21 protein-coding genes are annotated in these 17,338 nt (G+C 30.8%); 7 read left to right on the top strand and 14 right to left on the bottom strand.

Translation table 11 applies throughout. The features are described from left to right. Positions 1-204 precede the first annotated feature (204 nt). The 3 genes from COJ46_RS02020 to COJ46_RS02030 all read right to left on the bottom strand — a co-directional run bounded on the left by COJ46_RS02020 (position 205) and on the right by COJ46_RS02030 (position 2,972). On the bottom strand, positions 205-1,389 hold the full coding sequence (locus COJ46_RS02020) for an MFS transporter (protein ID WP_098565635.1): 1,185 nt from the start codon (positions 1,387-1,389) through the stop codon (positions 205-207). 95 nt (positions 1,390-1,484) lie between these two features. Next, complete coding sequence (locus COJ46_RS02025; RefSeq protein ID WP_097977347.1) at positions 1,485-1,865, bottom strand: VOC family protein; 381 nt, start codon at positions 1,863-1,865, stop codon at positions 1,485-1,487. Positions 1,866-1,949: 84 nt separating this feature from the next. After that, positions 1,950-2,972 (bottom strand): ROK family transcriptional regulator, encoded by a 1,023-nt coding sequence (locus tag COJ46_RS02030; RefSeq protein ID WP_176522589.1) that lies wholly within the window; start codon positions 2,970-2,972, stop codon positions 1,950-1,952. 140 nt (positions 2,973-3,112) lie between these two features. Between COJ46_RS02030 and COJ46_RS02035 the strand changes: the two genes are divergently transcribed. After that, a complete protein-coding gene (locus tag COJ46_RS02035; RefSeq protein ID WP_097977349.1) occupies positions 3,113-3,472 on the top strand; it encodes a phosphatase PAP2 family protein in 360 nt (119 codons plus the stop codon). A 152-nt stretch (positions 3,473-3,624) separates the two neighbouring features. After that, positions 3,625-4,281, top strand: coding sequence for a phosphatase PAP2 family protein (locus tag COJ46_RS02040; RefSeq protein ID WP_097977351.1), 657 nt, complete (start codon positions 3,625-3,627; stop codon positions 4,279-4,281). A 121-nt stretch (positions 4,282-4,402) separates the two neighbouring features. On the opposite strand, the gene COJ46_RS02045 is transcribed toward COJ46_RS02040, so the two are convergent. Beyond that, positions 4,403-5,509 (bottom strand): MGDG synthase family glycosyltransferase, encoded by a 1,107-nt coding sequence (locus COJ46_RS02045; protein ID WP_286133615.1) that lies wholly within the window; start codon positions 5,507-5,509, stop codon positions 4,403-4,405. A 394-nt stretch (positions 5,510-5,903) separates the two neighbouring features. On the opposite strand from COJ46_RS02045, the gene dltX reads away from it, so the two are divergent. The 3 genes from dltX to dltD are packed head-to-tail and all read left to right on the top strand — an operon-like array spanning position 5,904 to position 8,423. Then, positions 5,904-6,020, top strand: a complete 117-nt coding sequence (gene dltX, locus COJ46_RS24120; RefSeq protein WP_141437815.1) for a teichoic acid D-Ala incorporation-associated protein DltX — start codon at positions 5,904-5,906, stop codon at positions 6,018-6,020. A gap of 32 nt (positions 6,021-6,052) precedes the next feature. Then, the gene (gene dltB / locus COJ46_RS02055; RefSeq protein WP_097977356.1) at positions 6,053-7,201 is read left to right on the top strand and encodes a D-alanyl-lipoteichoic acid biosynthesis protein DltB; all 1,149 of its coding nucleotides are present in this window, start codon (positions 6,053-6,055) and stop codon (positions 7,199-7,201) included. A 34-nt stretch (positions 7,202-7,235) separates the two neighbouring features. Beyond that, positions 7,236-8,423 (top strand): D-alanyl-lipoteichoic acid biosynthesis protein DltD, encoded by a 1,188-nt coding sequence (dltD, locus tag COJ46_RS02060; RefSeq protein ID WP_097977357.1) that lies wholly within the window; start codon positions 7,236-7,238, stop codon positions 8,421-8,423. Between the two features lie 134 nt (positions 8,424-8,557). On the opposite strand, the gene dltC is transcribed toward dltD, so the two are convergent. Further along, the gene (gene dltC / locus COJ46_RS02065) at positions 8,558-8,800 is read right to left on the bottom strand and encodes a D-alanine--poly(phosphoribitol) ligase subunit 2 (RefSeq protein ID WP_097977358.1); all 243 of its coding nucleotides are present in this window, start codon (positions 8,798-8,800) and stop codon (positions 8,558-8,560) included. Positions 8,801-9,468: 668 nt separating this feature from the next. Here dltC and COJ46_RS02070 point away from each other — a divergent pair. Then, positions 9,469-10,587, top strand: coding sequence for an AbrB family transcriptional regulator (locus COJ46_RS02070; RefSeq protein WP_098565636.1), 1,119 nt, complete (start codon positions 9,469-9,471; stop codon positions 10,585-10,587). Between the two features lie 198 nt (positions 10,588-10,785). Here COJ46_RS02070 and COJ46_RS02075 read toward each other — a convergent pair whose 3' ends face one another. The 6 genes from COJ46_RS02075 to COJ46_RS02100 all read right to left on the bottom strand — a co-directional run bounded on the left by COJ46_RS02075 (position 10,786) and on the right by COJ46_RS02100 (position 14,659). After that, positions 10,786-11,265, bottom strand: coding sequence for a PaaI family thioesterase (locus COJ46_RS02075; RefSeq protein WP_098565637.1), 480 nt, complete (start codon positions 11,263-11,265; stop codon positions 10,786-10,788). 274 nt (positions 11,266-11,539) lie between these two features. Continuing rightward, entirely contained in the window at positions 11,540-11,917 is a 378-nt protein-coding gene (locus tag COJ46_RS02080; RefSeq protein WP_176527917.1) for a DMP19 family protein, read from the bottom strand. A gap of 128 nt (positions 11,918-12,045) precedes the next feature. Next, a complete protein-coding gene (locus tag COJ46_RS02085) occupies positions 12,046-12,273 on the bottom strand; it encodes a hypothetical protein (protein ID WP_097977364.1) in 228 nt (75 codons plus the stop codon). Between the two features lie 27 nt (positions 12,274-12,300). Then, entirely contained in the window at positions 12,301-12,444 is a 144-nt protein-coding gene (locus COJ46_RS02090) for a winged helix-turn-helix transcriptional regulator (protein WP_097977366.1), read from the bottom strand. Between the two features lie 70 nt (positions 12,445-12,514). Then, positions 12,515-13,537, bottom strand: coding sequence for a low-specificity L-threonine aldolase (gene ltaE, locus COJ46_RS02095; protein WP_098565639.1), 1,023 nt, complete (start codon positions 13,535-13,537; stop codon positions 12,515-12,517). A 114-nt stretch (positions 13,538-13,651) separates the two neighbouring features. After that, complete coding sequence (locus COJ46_RS02100; RefSeq protein ID WP_097977369.1) at positions 13,652-14,659, bottom strand: helix-turn-helix domain-containing protein; 1,008 nt, start codon at positions 14,657-14,659, stop codon at positions 13,652-13,654. Between the two features lie 285 nt (positions 14,660-14,944). On the opposite strand from COJ46_RS02100, the gene COJ46_RS02105 reads away from it, so the two are divergent. Then, positions 14,945-16,099 carry a tyrosine-type recombinase/integrase gene (locus COJ46_RS02105; protein WP_097977371.1) on the top strand — a complete coding sequence of 385 codons (1,155 nt, stop codon included), beginning with the start codon at positions 14,945-14,947 and terminating at the stop codon, positions 16,097-16,099. 129 nt (positions 16,100-16,228) lie between these two features. Here the strand turns inward: COJ46_RS02105 and COJ46_RS02110 are convergent, their stop codons facing one another. The 3 genes from COJ46_RS02110 to COJ46_RS02120 are packed head-to-tail and all read right to left on the bottom strand — an operon-like array spanning position 16,229 to position 17,259. Further along, on the bottom strand, positions 16,229-16,498 hold the full coding sequence (locus COJ46_RS02110) for a hypothetical protein (RefSeq protein ID WP_097977373.1): 270 nt from the start codon (positions 16,496-16,498) through the stop codon (positions 16,229-16,231). Between the two features lie 3 nt (positions 16,499-16,501). After that, positions 16,502-16,888, bottom strand: coding sequence for an SHOCT-like domain-containing protein (locus COJ46_RS02115; protein WP_097977375.1), 387 nt, complete (start codon positions 16,886-16,888; stop codon positions 16,502-16,504). Further along, positions 16,888-17,259 (bottom strand): DUF2089 domain-containing protein, encoded by a 372-nt coding sequence (locus tag COJ46_RS02120; protein ID WP_098565640.1) that lies wholly within the window; start codon positions 17,257-17,259, stop codon positions 16,888-16,890. The genes COJ46_RS02115 and COJ46_RS02120 overlap by 1 nt, the downstream gene beginning before the upstream one ends. Between the last annotated feature and the right edge of the window lie 79 nt (positions 17,260-17,338).

Genomic DNA, 17,338 nt, shown 5'->3' on the forward strand with positions numbered 1-17,338 from the left:
GCGAAAAGACTCAAGAACTATTAGGATGGCGACCAACACATTCAAGTTTGATTTCGGATCTTGAGACGGGGCATTATTTTTAAAAATTGAAGAGTATACTATTAGTACTGGATTTCACATTTTTGTTTAGTGTGGATTTTTCCTTTAATTCAGTAACAAAATTGGTTTACACGATCAATGTGTAAACCAATTTTCATTAAACGGTCAATTAGGTACTTCCATATCCATCTCCAAATTATTTTGTTTCACAATCGGTTTCGCAGCTTTTGAAAGCAGACCGGAGATCGTTACAGCAATAAGTACGAAAATTAAAGCACGAAGTAACCCTATATGTTCACCGATAATTCCTAAAAATGGTGGTCCTACTAGGAATGCTAGGTAACCAGCCGTCGATACTGCACTTACTCTTGCAGCTACTCTATGAGGATCGTCTCCTGCTGCGGACAGTCCAACTGGAAAACCAAATGCTGCTCCAAGTCCCCAAAATACAATACCGATCGTTGCTACCTCGAAACTGTGGGTCATTATAACAATAATCAGGCCTACAACAGCCAAAATTGCTGATGCACGCAAAACGATAACTCGACCGAAACGGTCTAATATTTTATCACCTATTGCACGGCCAAAAGTCATTGAACCGACAAAAATGCCATATGCAATGGAGCCCATAGCTGGCGTAACATTGTAGCCATCAACCATAATAAGGGGTAGCCAGTCATTAGCAGAGCCTTCAACGAAAGCCATTCCAAGTACAATGATACCAATCATTACTGTACGTCGCTCTTTCCATACAGACATATATTCCTTCGTTCTGTTTACCTTAACAGCGTCACCAGCAACTTCTTTACCTGTGTTAGCAGGTATGAAACGGTATAAAGACAAAACAGTCAGAACGATAACTAAGGCTGTTAGTAACAAGTGAATAGGTACAGAGATTCCTGACTTAGTTATTGTCGAACCAACTAATGCTCCAAGAAGCGTACCCAAACTGAACGCAGCATGTCCTTCAACATTCATCGCTACATCGCATATTCCTTGGCCGAAACCAAAAATGACAAGCCCTAAAAATACCATAATATTATTTGATAGCCATGAACCACTGATTCCAACTATTAAAAGTCCAATAGAAACTACAGAAAGCCCAAAAACCATGACAAATCGTCCGCCCCTTTGAGCAATAAGCATACTGGCACTTATCAGTCCGATTATCGATCCTACGGAAAGCCCAAATATGATTACACCCATCTCTGCTGTTGTTGAACCCAGAGCATCCCTAATTGCAGGCGTACGAGATACCCATGATGCGAATGCAAATCCGGTCAGTGCAAAAATGAAATAAATGGCGATTCTCCATAATTGAATTTGGCGACTATTTAAAGAAATATCCATACTAAACCTCCTAGTTATAGTGTTACAAAACTTTTTAAACGCATTTAATAAGTGTGAAAAAAACAAACTTATTTAACACCTTTAATAAGTATAAGTTAAACAGTCAACTCGATAAGATTTCCTTCAGGATCTTTTATAACACTCTCATAGTACCCATCACCAGTCATACGAGGACCATTAATAAGAGGGTAACCGCTATTTTCAAATTTGGCACTCATCTGATTGACAGCGTCTTTACTTCCTAAGGAGATTGCAATATGAGCCCAACCAATTTGATCATCGGTATTCGTCTTAACAATACCCTCTTTACGCATAATCTCTAACCGTGCGCCAGATTCAAAAGTAAGAAAATAAGATTCAAATTTCTTTTCACGATTATGATATTTATTGTTAGACTTACAATTAAAAAAAGTTTCGTAAAACTCCCTCATCCCTTCCAAATCCTTAACCCAAATAGCAACATGTTCAATCTTCATTTATTTATCACTCCCCTATTTTATTTTTTTCTTAATTTTAGTATTAAATGGGGATCACCACCTTATATGACTAACATTTTATTATCAATCGATCATAAGTTTAAGACAAAGACTTTGTAATCCAACTAAATAATCTTGTTTCCAATCACTCGTCGTAAGTACTGGAAGATGTTCAGCCGGAATATATTTTGAGCTAGTCATTCTAATTTTATCTAATATTACGTTTTCAACTTCATCCTTACAAAAAATGATAATATGAGGGTTAATAATTGCTACGAATGAGGCCACTAGCCTACTGATTGCATCAATTTCATAATCCTCACTTATGATTAGGTTTTTAAGTCCTTTTCCATTTACTAACGCCTGCCCTAAATTTCTATCATCATACTGAGGTACAAATGAAACCTCACCTGAGAAAAAAGTACTACCCCTAACAACATCACCGTTTACCATAATTCCTGCTCCTGGACCGTTTTGTCCTGAATACAAATAAACAAGAGATTGTTTCTCTTTTACTACTCTATTATTATGAAAACCTAAAACAGCTGCATTCATATCGTTCTCAACTATGACAGGGATCGAAAAATGTTCTTCATAATATTCTTTTAAATTAATGTTTTGAAACTGTTCATATCCTGGTATATAAAACATTTTTCCATTATCAACCGCTGCAGGAACCCCAATCGACATTGAACTGATTTTTGGAAATTTATTTATTATATTTTCAATGGTAGTCGTTAAAAAATGTAAACTATTATCTATTAATGCACTGGACACTTTGCCTTGTTTTTTTATTTCACCGACACAATTAAAAATTTTATAATTCGTTTCTGTTTTTTCTAAAAAAATTACCAGCCCTAACATATGTTCAGGATTGTAAGAATATCTTTTTGCTCTTCTTCCACCACTAGAGTTATCTAATCCAACTAAAAGAACTTCTCCTTCTTTTTCCATTTCTGTTAGAAACTTACTAATTGTTGGAAAACTAATTTCTAGCCTTTGACTTAATTCAACTTTAGTTGCACTTCCTAGTTTTAAAAGTGTTGTACGAATACCACGAAGAACCATTTTCCTCATCGAGCTTGGAGTTACTAAAAATTCATTCACTAAATTCACCGCCTTAAAAAACTTATTAAACGACTTTAATAAGTTTTTGACCTTAATTTACCATATACTTTTTATTTACACAAATGAAATTAAATTTATATAGAGATTTATAGATTTATATTTTTTGAGTAGTACAAATCATGTATAGAATGTCCTTATTTCATTATTTAAAACCTAATGCCGGCTCTTTATTACATTTTGAGTTTCCAAATGAACAATCTTTTATGTCAATTGTCGTCTATGGTTTTTTTGTTTTTGTATTGATACGCCATTTAAAAAACAATATCTATACTCGAATCAAATTGATCACTCCAATTATCGTTTTATTTCTTTTATTATTAATTGGAGTAGCAAATATATATTTCTCAATTCAAATTCCAAGTGACATTATAGCAGGATACACATATGGAGCAGCATGGTTATTTTTAAATTTATTACTACTTGAAATACTTCGTCTCATACAACAATATAAGACATTTCCAAACAAACGGGCCATGTAGACATTTATATATTTAAAATCAATGAAAAAGTAAAATTATGACATATAAGTGAAACGGAATGGAAATGATAGTATCTTAACTCTAAAAGAATATGATTTAATAGTTAGCTAGTAAAATTCAATAACAACTTTGTAAATTTGAGGTATTTTTAAATGAATTTAAAGTATTCTTTGTCCATTGCTTTTTTAATAAGTCTTTTGTCACTTTTTGGTTTCGGACTCATGGCATTACTAGTAAGCAATCATAGTATATATCATTTTGATAGTACAGTTATTAACTTTATACAAGGAATTGAATCACCGGTCATAACATCTTTTATGAAAATAATAACTTTCTTAGGTTCAAGCGTATTTATTATTCTACTTTCTATTAGTATTCTATATTTTCTTTATAAAGTTTTAAATCACCGTTCTGAGTTAATATTATTTATTGCTGCTCTTATTGGCTCAAATATTCTATGTGTTTTATTAAAACTCTTTTTTCATAGGGCGAGACCTGATTTACACCGTTTAATTGAAATAAGTGGATATAGTTTTCCAAGTGGGCATGCAACTAACGCTATGACAGTTTATGGAATCTTAACATTTATATTGTGGAGAAATATTCGTACAAAATCTGGGCGTTCTCTTTTGATAATAACAAGTTTAATAATGATTCTTTTAATTGGCATAAGCAGAATTTATTTAGGTGTTCACTTTCCAAGCGATGTAATTGCTGGTTACTTTACTGGAGGATTTTGGATTAGTACTGCAATCTGGTATTATCAGCGTTATAAAGAAAGGCAATATGAACGAAAACAATGCGCTTGAAGGTTTTCTTACTAATTGTAAAAAAAGGAATTTTAAATTTGTACGGATTGATGAGGGAATCCTTTCATTATCCAAAAGAAAAATAGAGAGTAATTACTCTCTATTTTTCTTTTGATTAATATTATGATATTCCTTCAAAAATATCATTAACGATTAACTGAGAACTAAAACCTTTATATAAGTTCATTAGTGATATTTTCATTTTAAATAAATAATATGGCTTTTCAAGTATTTGTTCTACATAATCCACTAAATCACTTATAGTTTTTACAGTGAGTGAGGCCCCTACATTTTCAAAAACACGAGAATTTTCACTTTCTTGTCCAGGTGTTGGTCGGTACAAAATTGTAGGTAAACTACATGCTATACTTTCTGAAAGTGTTATCCCCCCTGGTTTAGTAATTAGTAAATCTGCTTCTTTATATAGATTATAAATATCATTTACATAACCAAACACCTGAAGTCTACCATTGTATACTTCTACTTGGTTAATAAGACTCTTATATAGATTTCGGTTATTTCCACAGACAACTTTTACACTTAGTCTCTCATCATTTAAAAGCTGCTGGGTTATTTTTTTTACATCTTTCAAAGCCCCTACAGCACCAGCAACAATTAATATTCGATAATTTAAATTAGTTTGGTGCTCGTCTACTATAAGTTTACTCCTTTCAATTTTTCTAAATTCTTCTCGTATGGGTATGCCACTTACTAATACTTTTGAGAAAGGTACACCAAATCTTGACAGTTGAGGTAATAATTCTTCAGTAGCAATATAGTACCGATCTACTTCATCGTTAATCCAAGAACGATGGATATAATAGTCAGTTATTACAGTATAAAGTTTACATGGATGACCTGATATTTTCTTCCATTTGGCTACCGATTCTACTGGAAAAGTAGTAACAATGATGTCTGGTTTCTCAATTTGAAGTATGCTTTTTATTTTTTTTCCACTTAATTCTAAAAGCTTATCAATTATAGATAAATTATAAAGCTTTTCAGTTCCGTAAAAGAACCATTTGTATACTGTCTGTGCATGCTTGAACATATTTATGTGGAGTTGCTTCGCGAATGTATTTAAAGTAGGATACGCTTCGTCATATAAGTCTATAATAGTTACATTTTTTAAATCATGATTTTCAAATTCACTTTTTAAAGCTTTGGAAACTTGTTTATGACCATTTCCGAAACTAGAAGTAACTACAAGTATTTTTGGTTGCTGCATCACTTTTAATGATCCACCCTTCTTTTTGTTACACAATTTAAAAACTTATTATGGGATCATTATATATTTTGTAAATTAAATTTCGCAGATTCTATTATGAATATTCACTATAAATTTGATTAAAACAATTTAATTATTAAATACTTCTACATATCAAAAAAATGCCTTTTTAAAAATGAATAATGAATTTTATAGCCAATCATTAAATTATAGTGAAATTGATTAAAAAAATATAATCTTTTTTGTTTTTTTACTGTGTTATTATATAGCAATGCTATACATTTCACGTACTTTTAAACAAAGTAAACCTTCAATTTTAAACTTAAATTTATCCTGGTTAAAGGTGGAAATAATTATGAAAGAAAAGAAAACAAATCGAGTTTTTAAAAATGCGATGATTTTTCAATGGTTTTTTAAAACTAGTTATTATTTGATGATCATCATATTGCTAATCTATTTTTACATTTGTAATTCCTCTGGCTCATCTACATTTATTTATAATGAATTTTAATTTTATAAACTAATATTTATAGAGGTATTCAAATGACACCATACGGAAATTTACTATATTTTATAATATTGATGTTATTATTCTTACCAATTATTATTTGTGGGCTAAGAGGAAAAAAGATAACATTTTACAGTACTCTAGTGGGATGGACACTTATTTTACTTATTTTTAAAGATGATCTAAAACAGTTGTTATTTTTTATATGTTTTACTATTTTTCAATCAGTATTGGTCATTAACTATAGAAAATATCGTGGGAAATATAATAATCCTCGTGTTTTTTATTTTTTAATTGCATTAACGTTATTACCTTTAATTTTAACAAAGGTTCAGCCATTTTTTATTTCAAATTCAATAATTGGATTTTTGGGTATTTCCTATGTAACTTTCAAAACAATTCAATTACTAATCGAAATAAGGGATGGATTAATCAAATCGTTAACAGTATTTGAGTTTCTACAGTTTTTTTTATTCTTCCCGACTTTTACGTCTGGTCCGATTGATCGATATCGTAGGTTTGAGAAGGATTTTAAGAATAGCTTTGAAGCTGGAGAATATAAGCGGTTTTTATTTAATGGTATCAATTTAATATTTCGAGGGTTTCTTTATAAGTATATTATTGCTCATGCTATCAATTTGTATATTATTTCAAATGTCTACTTACATGAAGACCTATTTGTATTAAAACTATTATACATGTATGCATATAGTTTTTATTTGTTCTTTGATTTTGCAGGTTATAGTGCTTTTGCAGTCGGAGTTAGCTTTTTATTAGGTGTTCAAACACCACAGAACTTTAATAAACCATTTTTAAGTAGAAATATTAAAGATTTTTGGAATCGTTGGCATATGACATTATCATTTTGGTTTAGAGATTATGTTTATATGAGGCTAGTTTTTTTCTTGCAAAAAAAGAAAATAATAAAAAATCGATATGTAATCTCGTATATTTCTTACTTTACCTTATTTTTTTTAATGGGTCTTTGGCATGGACTAGCGTTGCATTTCATTGTTTATGGTATTTACCATGCTATTTTAATTATTTGCTATGATTTATTTGAAAGGAAAAATAAAGAAAAGAAATTAATTCCTCGAACAAAATTCACAGATATACTTTCAATAATTATTACATTTCACTTTATTTGTTTTGGCTTTTTAATTTTTTCAGGAACTTTATTCTAAAACAAATAAATAGATATCAAATGAGGGGTTATATATGAAAAAACCTACTTTCGGTCCAATATTTTTGGCTTTTATAGTTGTTATTTTAATAATTACCATTCCAAATCAATGGTTATCTACATTAGTTACAAATCGAACAGCTAGGCATCTATCTAGCTCTCTTAGTCCTGCTATCTTTCAAGGTATTACAGTACAAAGACAAGTTATGAAAGATCCTACTATTATACCAATCTATGGTTCGTCTGAACTTTCAAGATTTGATCAGTTTCATCCTTCAAATTATTTTAAGGTATATGATCCAAAATATACACCTTTCCTAATTGGAAGAGGAGGAACTCAATCATTAATACATTTCCTTAGTTTATCTGCTAACTATTCAAGTTTAAAAGGGAAACAGATAATTTTTATAATTTCACCTCAATGGTTTAATAAAAGAGGATTAGATGAACAACGTTTTGACCCGAATTTTTCAAAGTTACAAGCAATTGAATTTGCAAATAATAATAAAATCCCTATGGAAATAAAAAAAAGAGCAATTAATCGATTACTTGATTATTCAATAGTTAAAAATGATAAAATGCTTACGACTCTGATGAGGCAAGCACTTGGAATGAAAACAGAAAAACTGACTAATAAACTAATTACTAATAATTTAGTCAATCCTTATTTATCAATTATAAATAAACAAGATGTACTTACATCAAAATTTAATTTTATCAGTAACTTTAATATAAATAATTACTCAACTTCAAAAAATAAATCATATAAAGAGCTGATGGCAATTGCAGAAAAAGAAGGAAACAAAACAGCAACCAATAATCCATTTTATATTAGAAACAGTATTTATACATTGCATTTTGCTAATAAAATTAATCAATTAAAAAACACTAAGTCTACACTTTCCTATAAAGAATCACCTGAATATAAGGACCTACAACTGGAATTAGATTTATTAAAAAGTGCTGGCGCAAAACCACTCTTCATATCTATTCCAGTAAATGGGTACTTTTATGATTACATTGGTTTTAAAAAAGAAGAGCGTACTTTATATTATAAAAAAGTATCTAAAGAAATTCGTGATTCTGGATTTGAAGTTGAAGACTTATCGAACCATGAATATGATAAATATTTTTTCAGCGATTCGCTTCATTTAAGCTTAAAGGGTTGGGTTTATGTGGATCAAGCAATGGAATCTTTCTTGCACAGTAAAGAAAAAGTTTAGAATTAATCTCAAAACTTTGTGGTTAGCTGATTGAGAATGAACAAAATGTGTATATGAAATTAAGTATAGTCCAAAGAAAAAGCTTCCGAACACAAAATTTGAGTGTTCGGAAGCTTTTTCTAAAATTCATTATTTTAAGCAGCCATAGTTTCTAAAATTGATATAATTTTATTTGGTGTAGACCACTCATCGCGATCAAAATCAGAAATTGTTACATCTATCCCTAATTTATCTTCTATCTCAACTAGTAAGCTAACAGTTCCAAATGAATCTAACAAACCTTCTTCAAATAAAAGTACTTCCGGATTTTCTACTATTTCTTCTGTATTACATAAATCAGTCAAAATAGCTAATACTTGTGCTCGAATATTTTTCATTATATTATCCTCTTTTGTTATATTTTCTAATAATTTTCTACTTGAGTTGATCAATATTTATAACCTAGGCAATTTCATCCGTCGTATTTTTATATGCAACTGATTAGGTGATTAACTGCCTTATAATTAATCGCGTATATTACATTTTTGATAAAATCACACTATATTTTTATTGAACAAAATTAAATCTGAATTCAAAGAATAAATCCACTCCCCTTTTTTTATTTGCCCTATAAAAGAGAATTATAGAGGAGATCCCTTAAAGTAAAATAAAAATAAAATTAAACTTAAATGAAAATTTGATTCTAAATTAAATATTCCTAATCTGAATAAGCATGGATTAAAGAACCGTTACTTTTAATAATTTGAATTTTTTAGAGGTGAACGACAATATATCGTCAAAAACCAGATAAACTTTAACCTGATAATAAATATAGAAAGATTATTGGAGAAGAGCATCAAGTATAAGTAATTTTTAATAAAAAAAACAGGGAATTTTAATATTGGATAACATTGTTTATGATAGAGTTCTACTTAGTTAAGATTTTTACGGCGGTTAGACAACATCGGGTATTTATTCAAATGAATTTGCAAAAGCAGAAATACTGGTGTACAAGCTTGATTTCCTTAAGAAAATAACTAAAGGATGAAAGGAATGAAAGAAGGTTATGAAAGATCGACGCTGGATAGGAATATTGACAATTTGGGTTGGTATTATAGCAGGTACATTACTTATCGGCACTTTGCTGGAGGATCAGGGGTTTCCTTCACCCCATTTATTTGCTGCACTTCTTGTTGGGATAATAGTGGCGTTCACTCCATTTAATCGTTTTAGTAAAATAATTCCATCCGGTGTATTTACAGTAGCTCAAGCGATTACAGGTGTACTTTTAGGTACTTACTTTAACCCATTTTCAATTGCCTCTCTTGAAAATGCCTGGCCGATCGTACTTATTGTAACAGGAGCCACTTTAGTGCTAAGTGTCATAACTGGACTTGTTTTTGCTCGTGTAACCAAGACTGATTTAGCAACTTCTACCTTGGGGATGATTGCAGGTGGTTCGGCAGGAGTCATCGCTACGAGTGATGATCTTAATGCTGACAGCCGACTTGTAGCCTTCATGCAATTTGTTCGTCTCTTCTTAGTAGTATTTATCACACCCCTTCTTGTCCGACTAGTTCTGTTACCTACTGGTAACTATGAACATGCAGGGCCAACGGAAATTGAGGCCACAGGTCCAATTCTTGCGGGGTGTCTCTTCACATTATCTATTGCTATAGTGGGAGCATGGTTAGGGAAGCGTTTCCGTATTCCCACCGGGGCTTTGATAGTACCATTGATACTTGGGGCTGTTTTGAGTACATTGAAACCATTTCAAGGGCTTACCCCACCCGAATTGATACGTGAACCGGCATTTACTTTAGTTGGTCTTCAAATTGGATTGCGTTTCGATAGAGACACCTTAGGACGAGCTAGACGATTGTTACCAGCAATTACTAGTTTTGTTCTCATACTCATAATCGGCTGTGGAGCTTTCGGTTTGGTTCTCGCAAAGTTAGTCCATCTTAATCTACTTTCCGGATATTTGGCGACAACACCAGGTGGCATTAATGCTGTGATGGCCATCGCTTTTGGTAGCGGAGCCGATACAACATTAATATTTGCGATGCAAACATTCCGCCTTTTTATCATGGTGCTAGTTGCAGTTCCTTTAGTACGCTGGTTGATAGGCAGAGATAAGCCTACAAAAAACGGAATTAGCAAAATACTTAAAGAACCTAAATAAAAGAGTCTGTTGATAAAATGTGTTAAGACCACGGGTCCGTTTTGAATTAATCTTCAGATATTTAAAGCCGCAATGACAAATGTTTTGATATAACAGTTGGCATATAAAAATGCAAAAACTCGCTTCAATCTTGGCGAGTTTTTGCATTTTGGTTCTTTAAAATTACCTTTGGAATACAATATTTTATTTAAAGGGTTTTTATTTTAAAAATGTGCTAGGCATAACAACAAGAACTACCTCTCCACGAGCACAAAGAGTGTCATTTGCAAATAATTCTGTATGAACTTTCCATTTTTTAGGATGGATTTCTTCAACAGTTCCAACTGCTTTTAAAGGTACGTCTTGGGGAGTTGGTTTAAGATATTCCACATTTAGGGAAGCGGTTACAAATCTAGGAGGTGCTGTACCATCTCCTATTTTGTTCCCATTCTTACGGTGTAAAGCAAGTGAGGCAGAGCCTGTCCCATGACAATCAATTAACGAAGCTATTAATCCACCATAAATAAAACCTGGAATTCCCATGTACCTTGATTCCGGTGTAAAGATCGTAACCGTTTTATCACCTTGCCAACCAGTGCGAAGATGATGACCATCTTTATTTAATCGACCACATCCATAACACCAAGCGAAATCATCTGGGTAGATATCTTGAATTGCTTTTTCAATTACTTCCTCCATCATTCATCCTCCTTAATAACTTATTAAATAAAATTCATCTTAATATGAGCAATCGTTCGGTCATATTGTACTTTAAATATATACAAGGTCTTACTAATCCACAATAGTTTCCTGATAATTCCGTTAATATTAACTATACTTTTAAAGTAGAGTAATATTTTTCAAGTATACAAGTAATTTACTTTCAATAATAAAAATAGTTCACAAGTAGTACTACTAGTGGAAAAACTTCTTATCGTTAAAAATAGAATAGTTTGCTAAATAATTACATACGTTAATTGATCAATTTCATTACTTTTTCATATGTATCTTCATAGTTCAAATTATTATAAAACTCATTATCTAATTCATTAAGTTCATCAAGAATATCATCTTCTGATTTATCACTATGATAGATTTCATTAGCTTTTTTAACTAAATTAGATAAGAAACTTATTTCTAAATTATCTAAGATTGAAACAGTTTCTTGCCAATGTTCACCAGTCCAATTTAAGAAATATTGATCAAATCCACCGTTATTCACTTCCATTAAGAGACTATCGACCAGATAAAAATTTCTTTCGTTTTGACTTAATCCCTCAATTCCATTTTTGCTTTCTTTTTCAATGATTTTATCAAACATCTCTAAATATAAATCTTCTGTATTTTTCATCTGATGAACTCCTCTGATATTTATATTTGCTTGAATGTATAACATTTAAAAACTAACTTGTATTATTTTTCTATCCTAGCATAAAAAAATGACTATATAGCCGACCAAAATGAGTTAGTTAAACAATACTATTTAAATGGTAGTGGCTTTTCTGGACGATTTGGACAGTAATAACAACTTGGATCCATACATTTTTCTTCTGTCCAGGCATTACAATTTGGACAGAAAAATGCATCAAAATCTTCATAGTGAATTAAACTATTGTTGCATTTTGAGCATTGTTGTTTCTTATCAATAAAACCATCTATTTCATATCCATCAATTATTACATAGTCATCTTTTTCTTCGATTTTCATTATAAGCTCCGTTCTACATCATCTTTTTTAACTAAAGAATCTATAATTCTTCATCTTGTGTAGTATAGTTATCTCCTCTATTTTTTTCTTCATAAAACCCGTCCCCCAATCTATCATAGCATCGAGTACAGTGTTAAATTTTTTACCTAGTTCTGTCAGAGAGTATTCCACTTTAGATTCCTTTTCTGCCTCAAAAAGATAGTCCCATTAACTCAACTAATACAGCAATTGCATATAAAAATCAAATTGTTTTCATCACATCAATTACTTTATCAATATCATTTTTCGTAATCCAGTAATGTGTGGCAAAACGCATCATGCCGTTTTCTTCTGGAGCAAAAGTGATAATTCCATTCTCTTTAAAAATATGTTCAATTTCTTCAGGACTTCTTCTCAGATCAGTCATTTGAAAGAATACTAAATTGATATGAAGTTGAGATGTATCAACATTAATTCCAGGGATTTCAGTTAGTCTATTAGCTAAATATTGAGCATTTTCATGATCTTCATGTAATCGTTTCGTCATTTTCTCTAATGCGATTATACCAGCGGCAGCTAAAAATCCAGATTGTCTCCAGCCTCCACCGAGTAATTTACGCTTCTTTTTTGCTTTTTCAATAAATTCTTTACTACCAGCAAGAATTGAACCTACTGGAGCACAAAGTCCTTTTGATAAACAAAACATTACTGAATCACTATATTGAGATAACTCTTTGACATCCGTTTTTAAATAAGTAGCTGCATTAAATATTCTTGCGCCATCTAAATGAACAGGAATATTTGTATCTTTTGCTATGTTATAAACTTGCTTCATATAGTCGATATCTACTACAGATCCATTTGAATAGGCATTTTCTAAACAGATTAATGAAGTTTCTGGATAATGGATGTCATCAGGTTGGATCGAATGTTTAATTCGGTTAATATCCATCTTGCCATGAGTTGTTTGTAAAGTTCTTAAGTGAACTCCTGCAATAATTGAAGCAGCTCCTACTTCATGTTCGAAAATATGACAATCCTCTCCAAGAATGACTTCAGTACCTCGATCACAATGTGTAAACAAAGCAAGCTGGTTACCAAATGTTCCACTTGGTACAAATAAAGCAGCTTCTTTTCCAATCATAGAAGCAGCTAGAATTTCTAATTTTTGTACAGTTGGATCATCGCCATAAACATCATCGCCAACTTCGGCTAAAAACATGGCTTGTCTCATTTCATCTGTAGGATTTGTTACAGTGTCACTTCTTAAGTCGATAAACTTCATTTTCATTCCCCTTTTTCACTATTTTCAGAATTATCTAAACTAGTTCAATAGACGCATCGAGATTTGATTTCTAATACAAGTATCCATCTCATTGTCGGAAATTGGCGAGTAAATTTAGTCATTAAATGAGTTATTTTTTTCAAATTCCTTTAAACCCATAAGCAAAAGCTTCTCAGTAATATCCTCAATTCCAGTATGATGAGCTAGTGCAATTTGTTTAATCTTTTCTTTTATTGAATCTTTCACAAAAATAGTTAGTTGTTCTTGATTACTCGTAAACACAATAAAACCTGGTCTAGTAGAAAGCTTGCCATCAATTAAACAGTTTTGTAAAATTTCAAAATCTTGTTCAATGTTGGAATCAAGATATGGTAGTTTAATTGGTTTTATTTCGACCTTAATTGAGTTGTCCTTTATATAAAGATTCATATTTTGATGTCCAATGTGTTTATAAAAAGAATCGATAATGCCAAAAATCGGAGCACTAATTGACTGAGGGATTGGAAATTGAAAAGAGATCATACCTCTTTTCGTACTATGACTGGCTTTCTTCATTTCATAAGCTTTTCTAAAACCACGGCTTGTAAGTTCTTCTTTATTTAAAAGTTCACCCATGTTCGTTTTGGCTAAGATTTCAGAGGTCTCATTAAGCTCAATGATACGGGCTTTTTCGTTCGAGTTTGGAATTTCATATAGTCCAAATAAGTAAAATTCTAAGTCCTTTGTAAAAAAAGACTTTTTTCTTGATGCATTTTTTTGTGAGAATTTTAGATTTTCAATTTCTTCTTCTGGAATAAATACAGTTAGTCTACCTTTAAAATTTACTTTACTTGCGTTAATTTTCCCATTTTTTATATATTGATGGATTGTTGCTTTCGATACTCCTAATAAATTTGCTGTTTCAAGAACAGTTAGTCCTACCGGTTTTACAGTTTGGGACTTTAATTGATTAAGATCCTCTAGGTAAAACCTCATCGTCCCATCGATTTGCCAATCTTCATAAACAAGATTAAGTTTTCCAGCCTTTATATAATTGTAAATCGTTTGTTTCGATACACCTAACAGTTCTACAGCCTCATTTGTTGTAACAATCTCTTTCATTTTATGATCTTGTTCTAACATTTGAATTCTTCCTTTTTCATTGTTTTATAGACTCATTATATCATAATTATTTCCAAAAAATTGTTAAAAAGTAATTAAACAGATACAACTAAATCAATTTATTTATAAATAATTAAATATACAAACTTTTTTTAAAGTAGAATAATAGTGTATTTTTCTACCTTATTCATTTCATACATTTTAATATTTATAAAATATTAAAGTAAATTATTTAGCTGGAAAAAATATTCGAATTAATACTATAAATAGGTTGATTTATGTATAATAGTTTATGAGGTGAGTAATATGTTAGTAAAATCAAGTCTACTTATTACAAATTCAGTGCATTTACCAAGTACGAATCTAAATGAATCCAACATAATTGAGTATTTAATAGATGAAACATACTTTCCTATTCTTCTACAAACAAAGTTTGAAAATGAAAAAAATCATCGAATGATCTATGAAGGTTTTTCTGATTTGGATATGATCTACTACTTTGTCCATCAAAGAAAAGATATACAAAAATCGAAACAACGAAAAAATAGTACAAAGGTGGAATACATACGAGAGTTAATGCAGTTTTTTCGATACTTGATGAAGAGTGAAGATTTTTTGCGTCAGGATGTAGAATCTTATATTGAAACTTCATTTTTCAAAAACTTAAAACAAAGACATATCGATTCATATCAACAATGGCTATCTACTTATCAATACGGTTCGAACAATCAACAATATCGTGTTACAACTCTTTCAAGAAAACTTGTCATATTAAAAAGCTTTTTCAAGTTTTTATTTGATAGTCATTACGTTCAAGTACCCTTATATACTCGAATATTGAATGCAAAAATTACAAAGGATGATTTACCTAATCGCGATTTAGAAGAAAGTGAAGTTAAAGCATTATTGAATTTTTATAATGGAAATATTTTAAAAACGACTATAATCAAATTATTAGCTACAACTGGTATGCGAATTCGGGAACTAGCAGAGGCAAATTGGGGTAAAGTTACAAAGGATTCAAACGGTTATTGGCTAGAGATTATTGGAAAAGGAAATAAAAAACGTGAAGTTAAATTATTAAATCATGTATTTGTAGATTTATGTAAACTAAGGAGTCGACGTGGTCTATCAAATGTCATTTCAAAAACTGATTCAAGTCCATTTTTTCCAAATAAACTGAATCAACATTATTCGTTTAAATACTTATCAAAATATGTAATTGAAATGATAAAAGATTCTGATTTACCTTTTGTAAAAGAACATAATCGATCGAACAATATTAGTCCTCACTTCTTTCGACATCATTATGCATGTCGTTCAATTGAAAAAGGTGCGAGCATTTATCAAGTTAGTCGAAGTTTAGGTCATGAAAGTATTCAAACGACTGAACTTTATTTAGCAAAAATGATGAATCGAACACAAAATGCAAGTAATGTTTGGGATGATGAAAATTATTAATAAGAAAAACCCCATTTTTTTAGAAAGGGGTTTTTTATAATTCACTTTTGTTTACATAATATTATTATAAGTAACTAGTATCATTTTGGTAGAAAGGAAAATATAAATTAGTGTTTGAAAGACGGAACTCTAAAGCTTTACTACTACCTCTGTTCCATCTTTTAATTTCGTATCAACAAGGATTAGTCCACTGTTTTTTGAAAGTCCCTCTAGTAACGGCTTCAAATCCTTTCTATCAATTTCAGGAAAGTTGAATTTGCTGCCATTTCTTCTGATTGCTTTATTTATTAAACGATTTAGCAATTTTGATGTGATGATCAAACTTGCTAAATTTAAAACTGCATAAGGAACAGGAATGGAGAATCGCTTTCCTTCTATTTTCACCTTGACCTTTAACATATTCTACTCAATCACGACGAAAACTTTATCACCGTTAGATGAAGTGATGTCAACGATTTGTCCGACCATTTCGTTTTCAATTGCTTCGATTAGTAGATCAATGTTAATATCTTTAACATATTTTTCAGCTTCAGGAATTTTTTCAGCAATATTAGTACCTACTTTTAATACAGCCTTCACAAGATTAATCGGTACATTTACATTAACATTATCTCCTACTTCAGAGTTCACACGAATCTTTAAGATTTTATTTCCATATGATTCTTTTTTCAAAGATACGCGTTCTGGCTGATCTTTATCTTGTAAAATATTAATTAATTCACTTGCTTTATCTTTATCAATCTTTCCTTCTTCCACCAACGTTAAGATTCTAGAAATCTCATCTTTCATTATAAGTCCCCCTCTTTTAATAATTGAATGGCTTTCTCAGCCGTAATTTCGCCTTTTTCCAATAATGTTACAATTTTAGATTTATCTATTTCTGGTTTCTTTTGAGTGGAATACCCAAGAGTAGAGATAATTTCATCTAATTTTCCTCTGACAGTCGGATAAGAAATTCCTAGTTCCTTTTCGACCTCTTTAATATTTCCACGACATTTAAGAAAAATCTCAATAAAATGAAGTTGTTCTTGACCTAGAGCTGCTAATCTTGATACTTCAAATTCATTTTCAATCGTAGTCTGACAATGGTTACAATGTAGCTTAGTAATTTTAAGTGCCTTGCTACAAACAGGACAATTAGTGAGTAAAGGATACGACATACTGTTCTCCTTTCTTTTATTTAAACATATCATACACTATATATTTAATTTTTCAAACAAAAATTTAAAATTATTTATA

Origin of the sequence: Bacillus sp. AFS077874 (genome assembly GCF_002566505.1) — a bacterium.
GTDB lineage: Bacteria > Bacillota > Bacilli > Bacillales > Bacillaceae_G > Gottfriedia.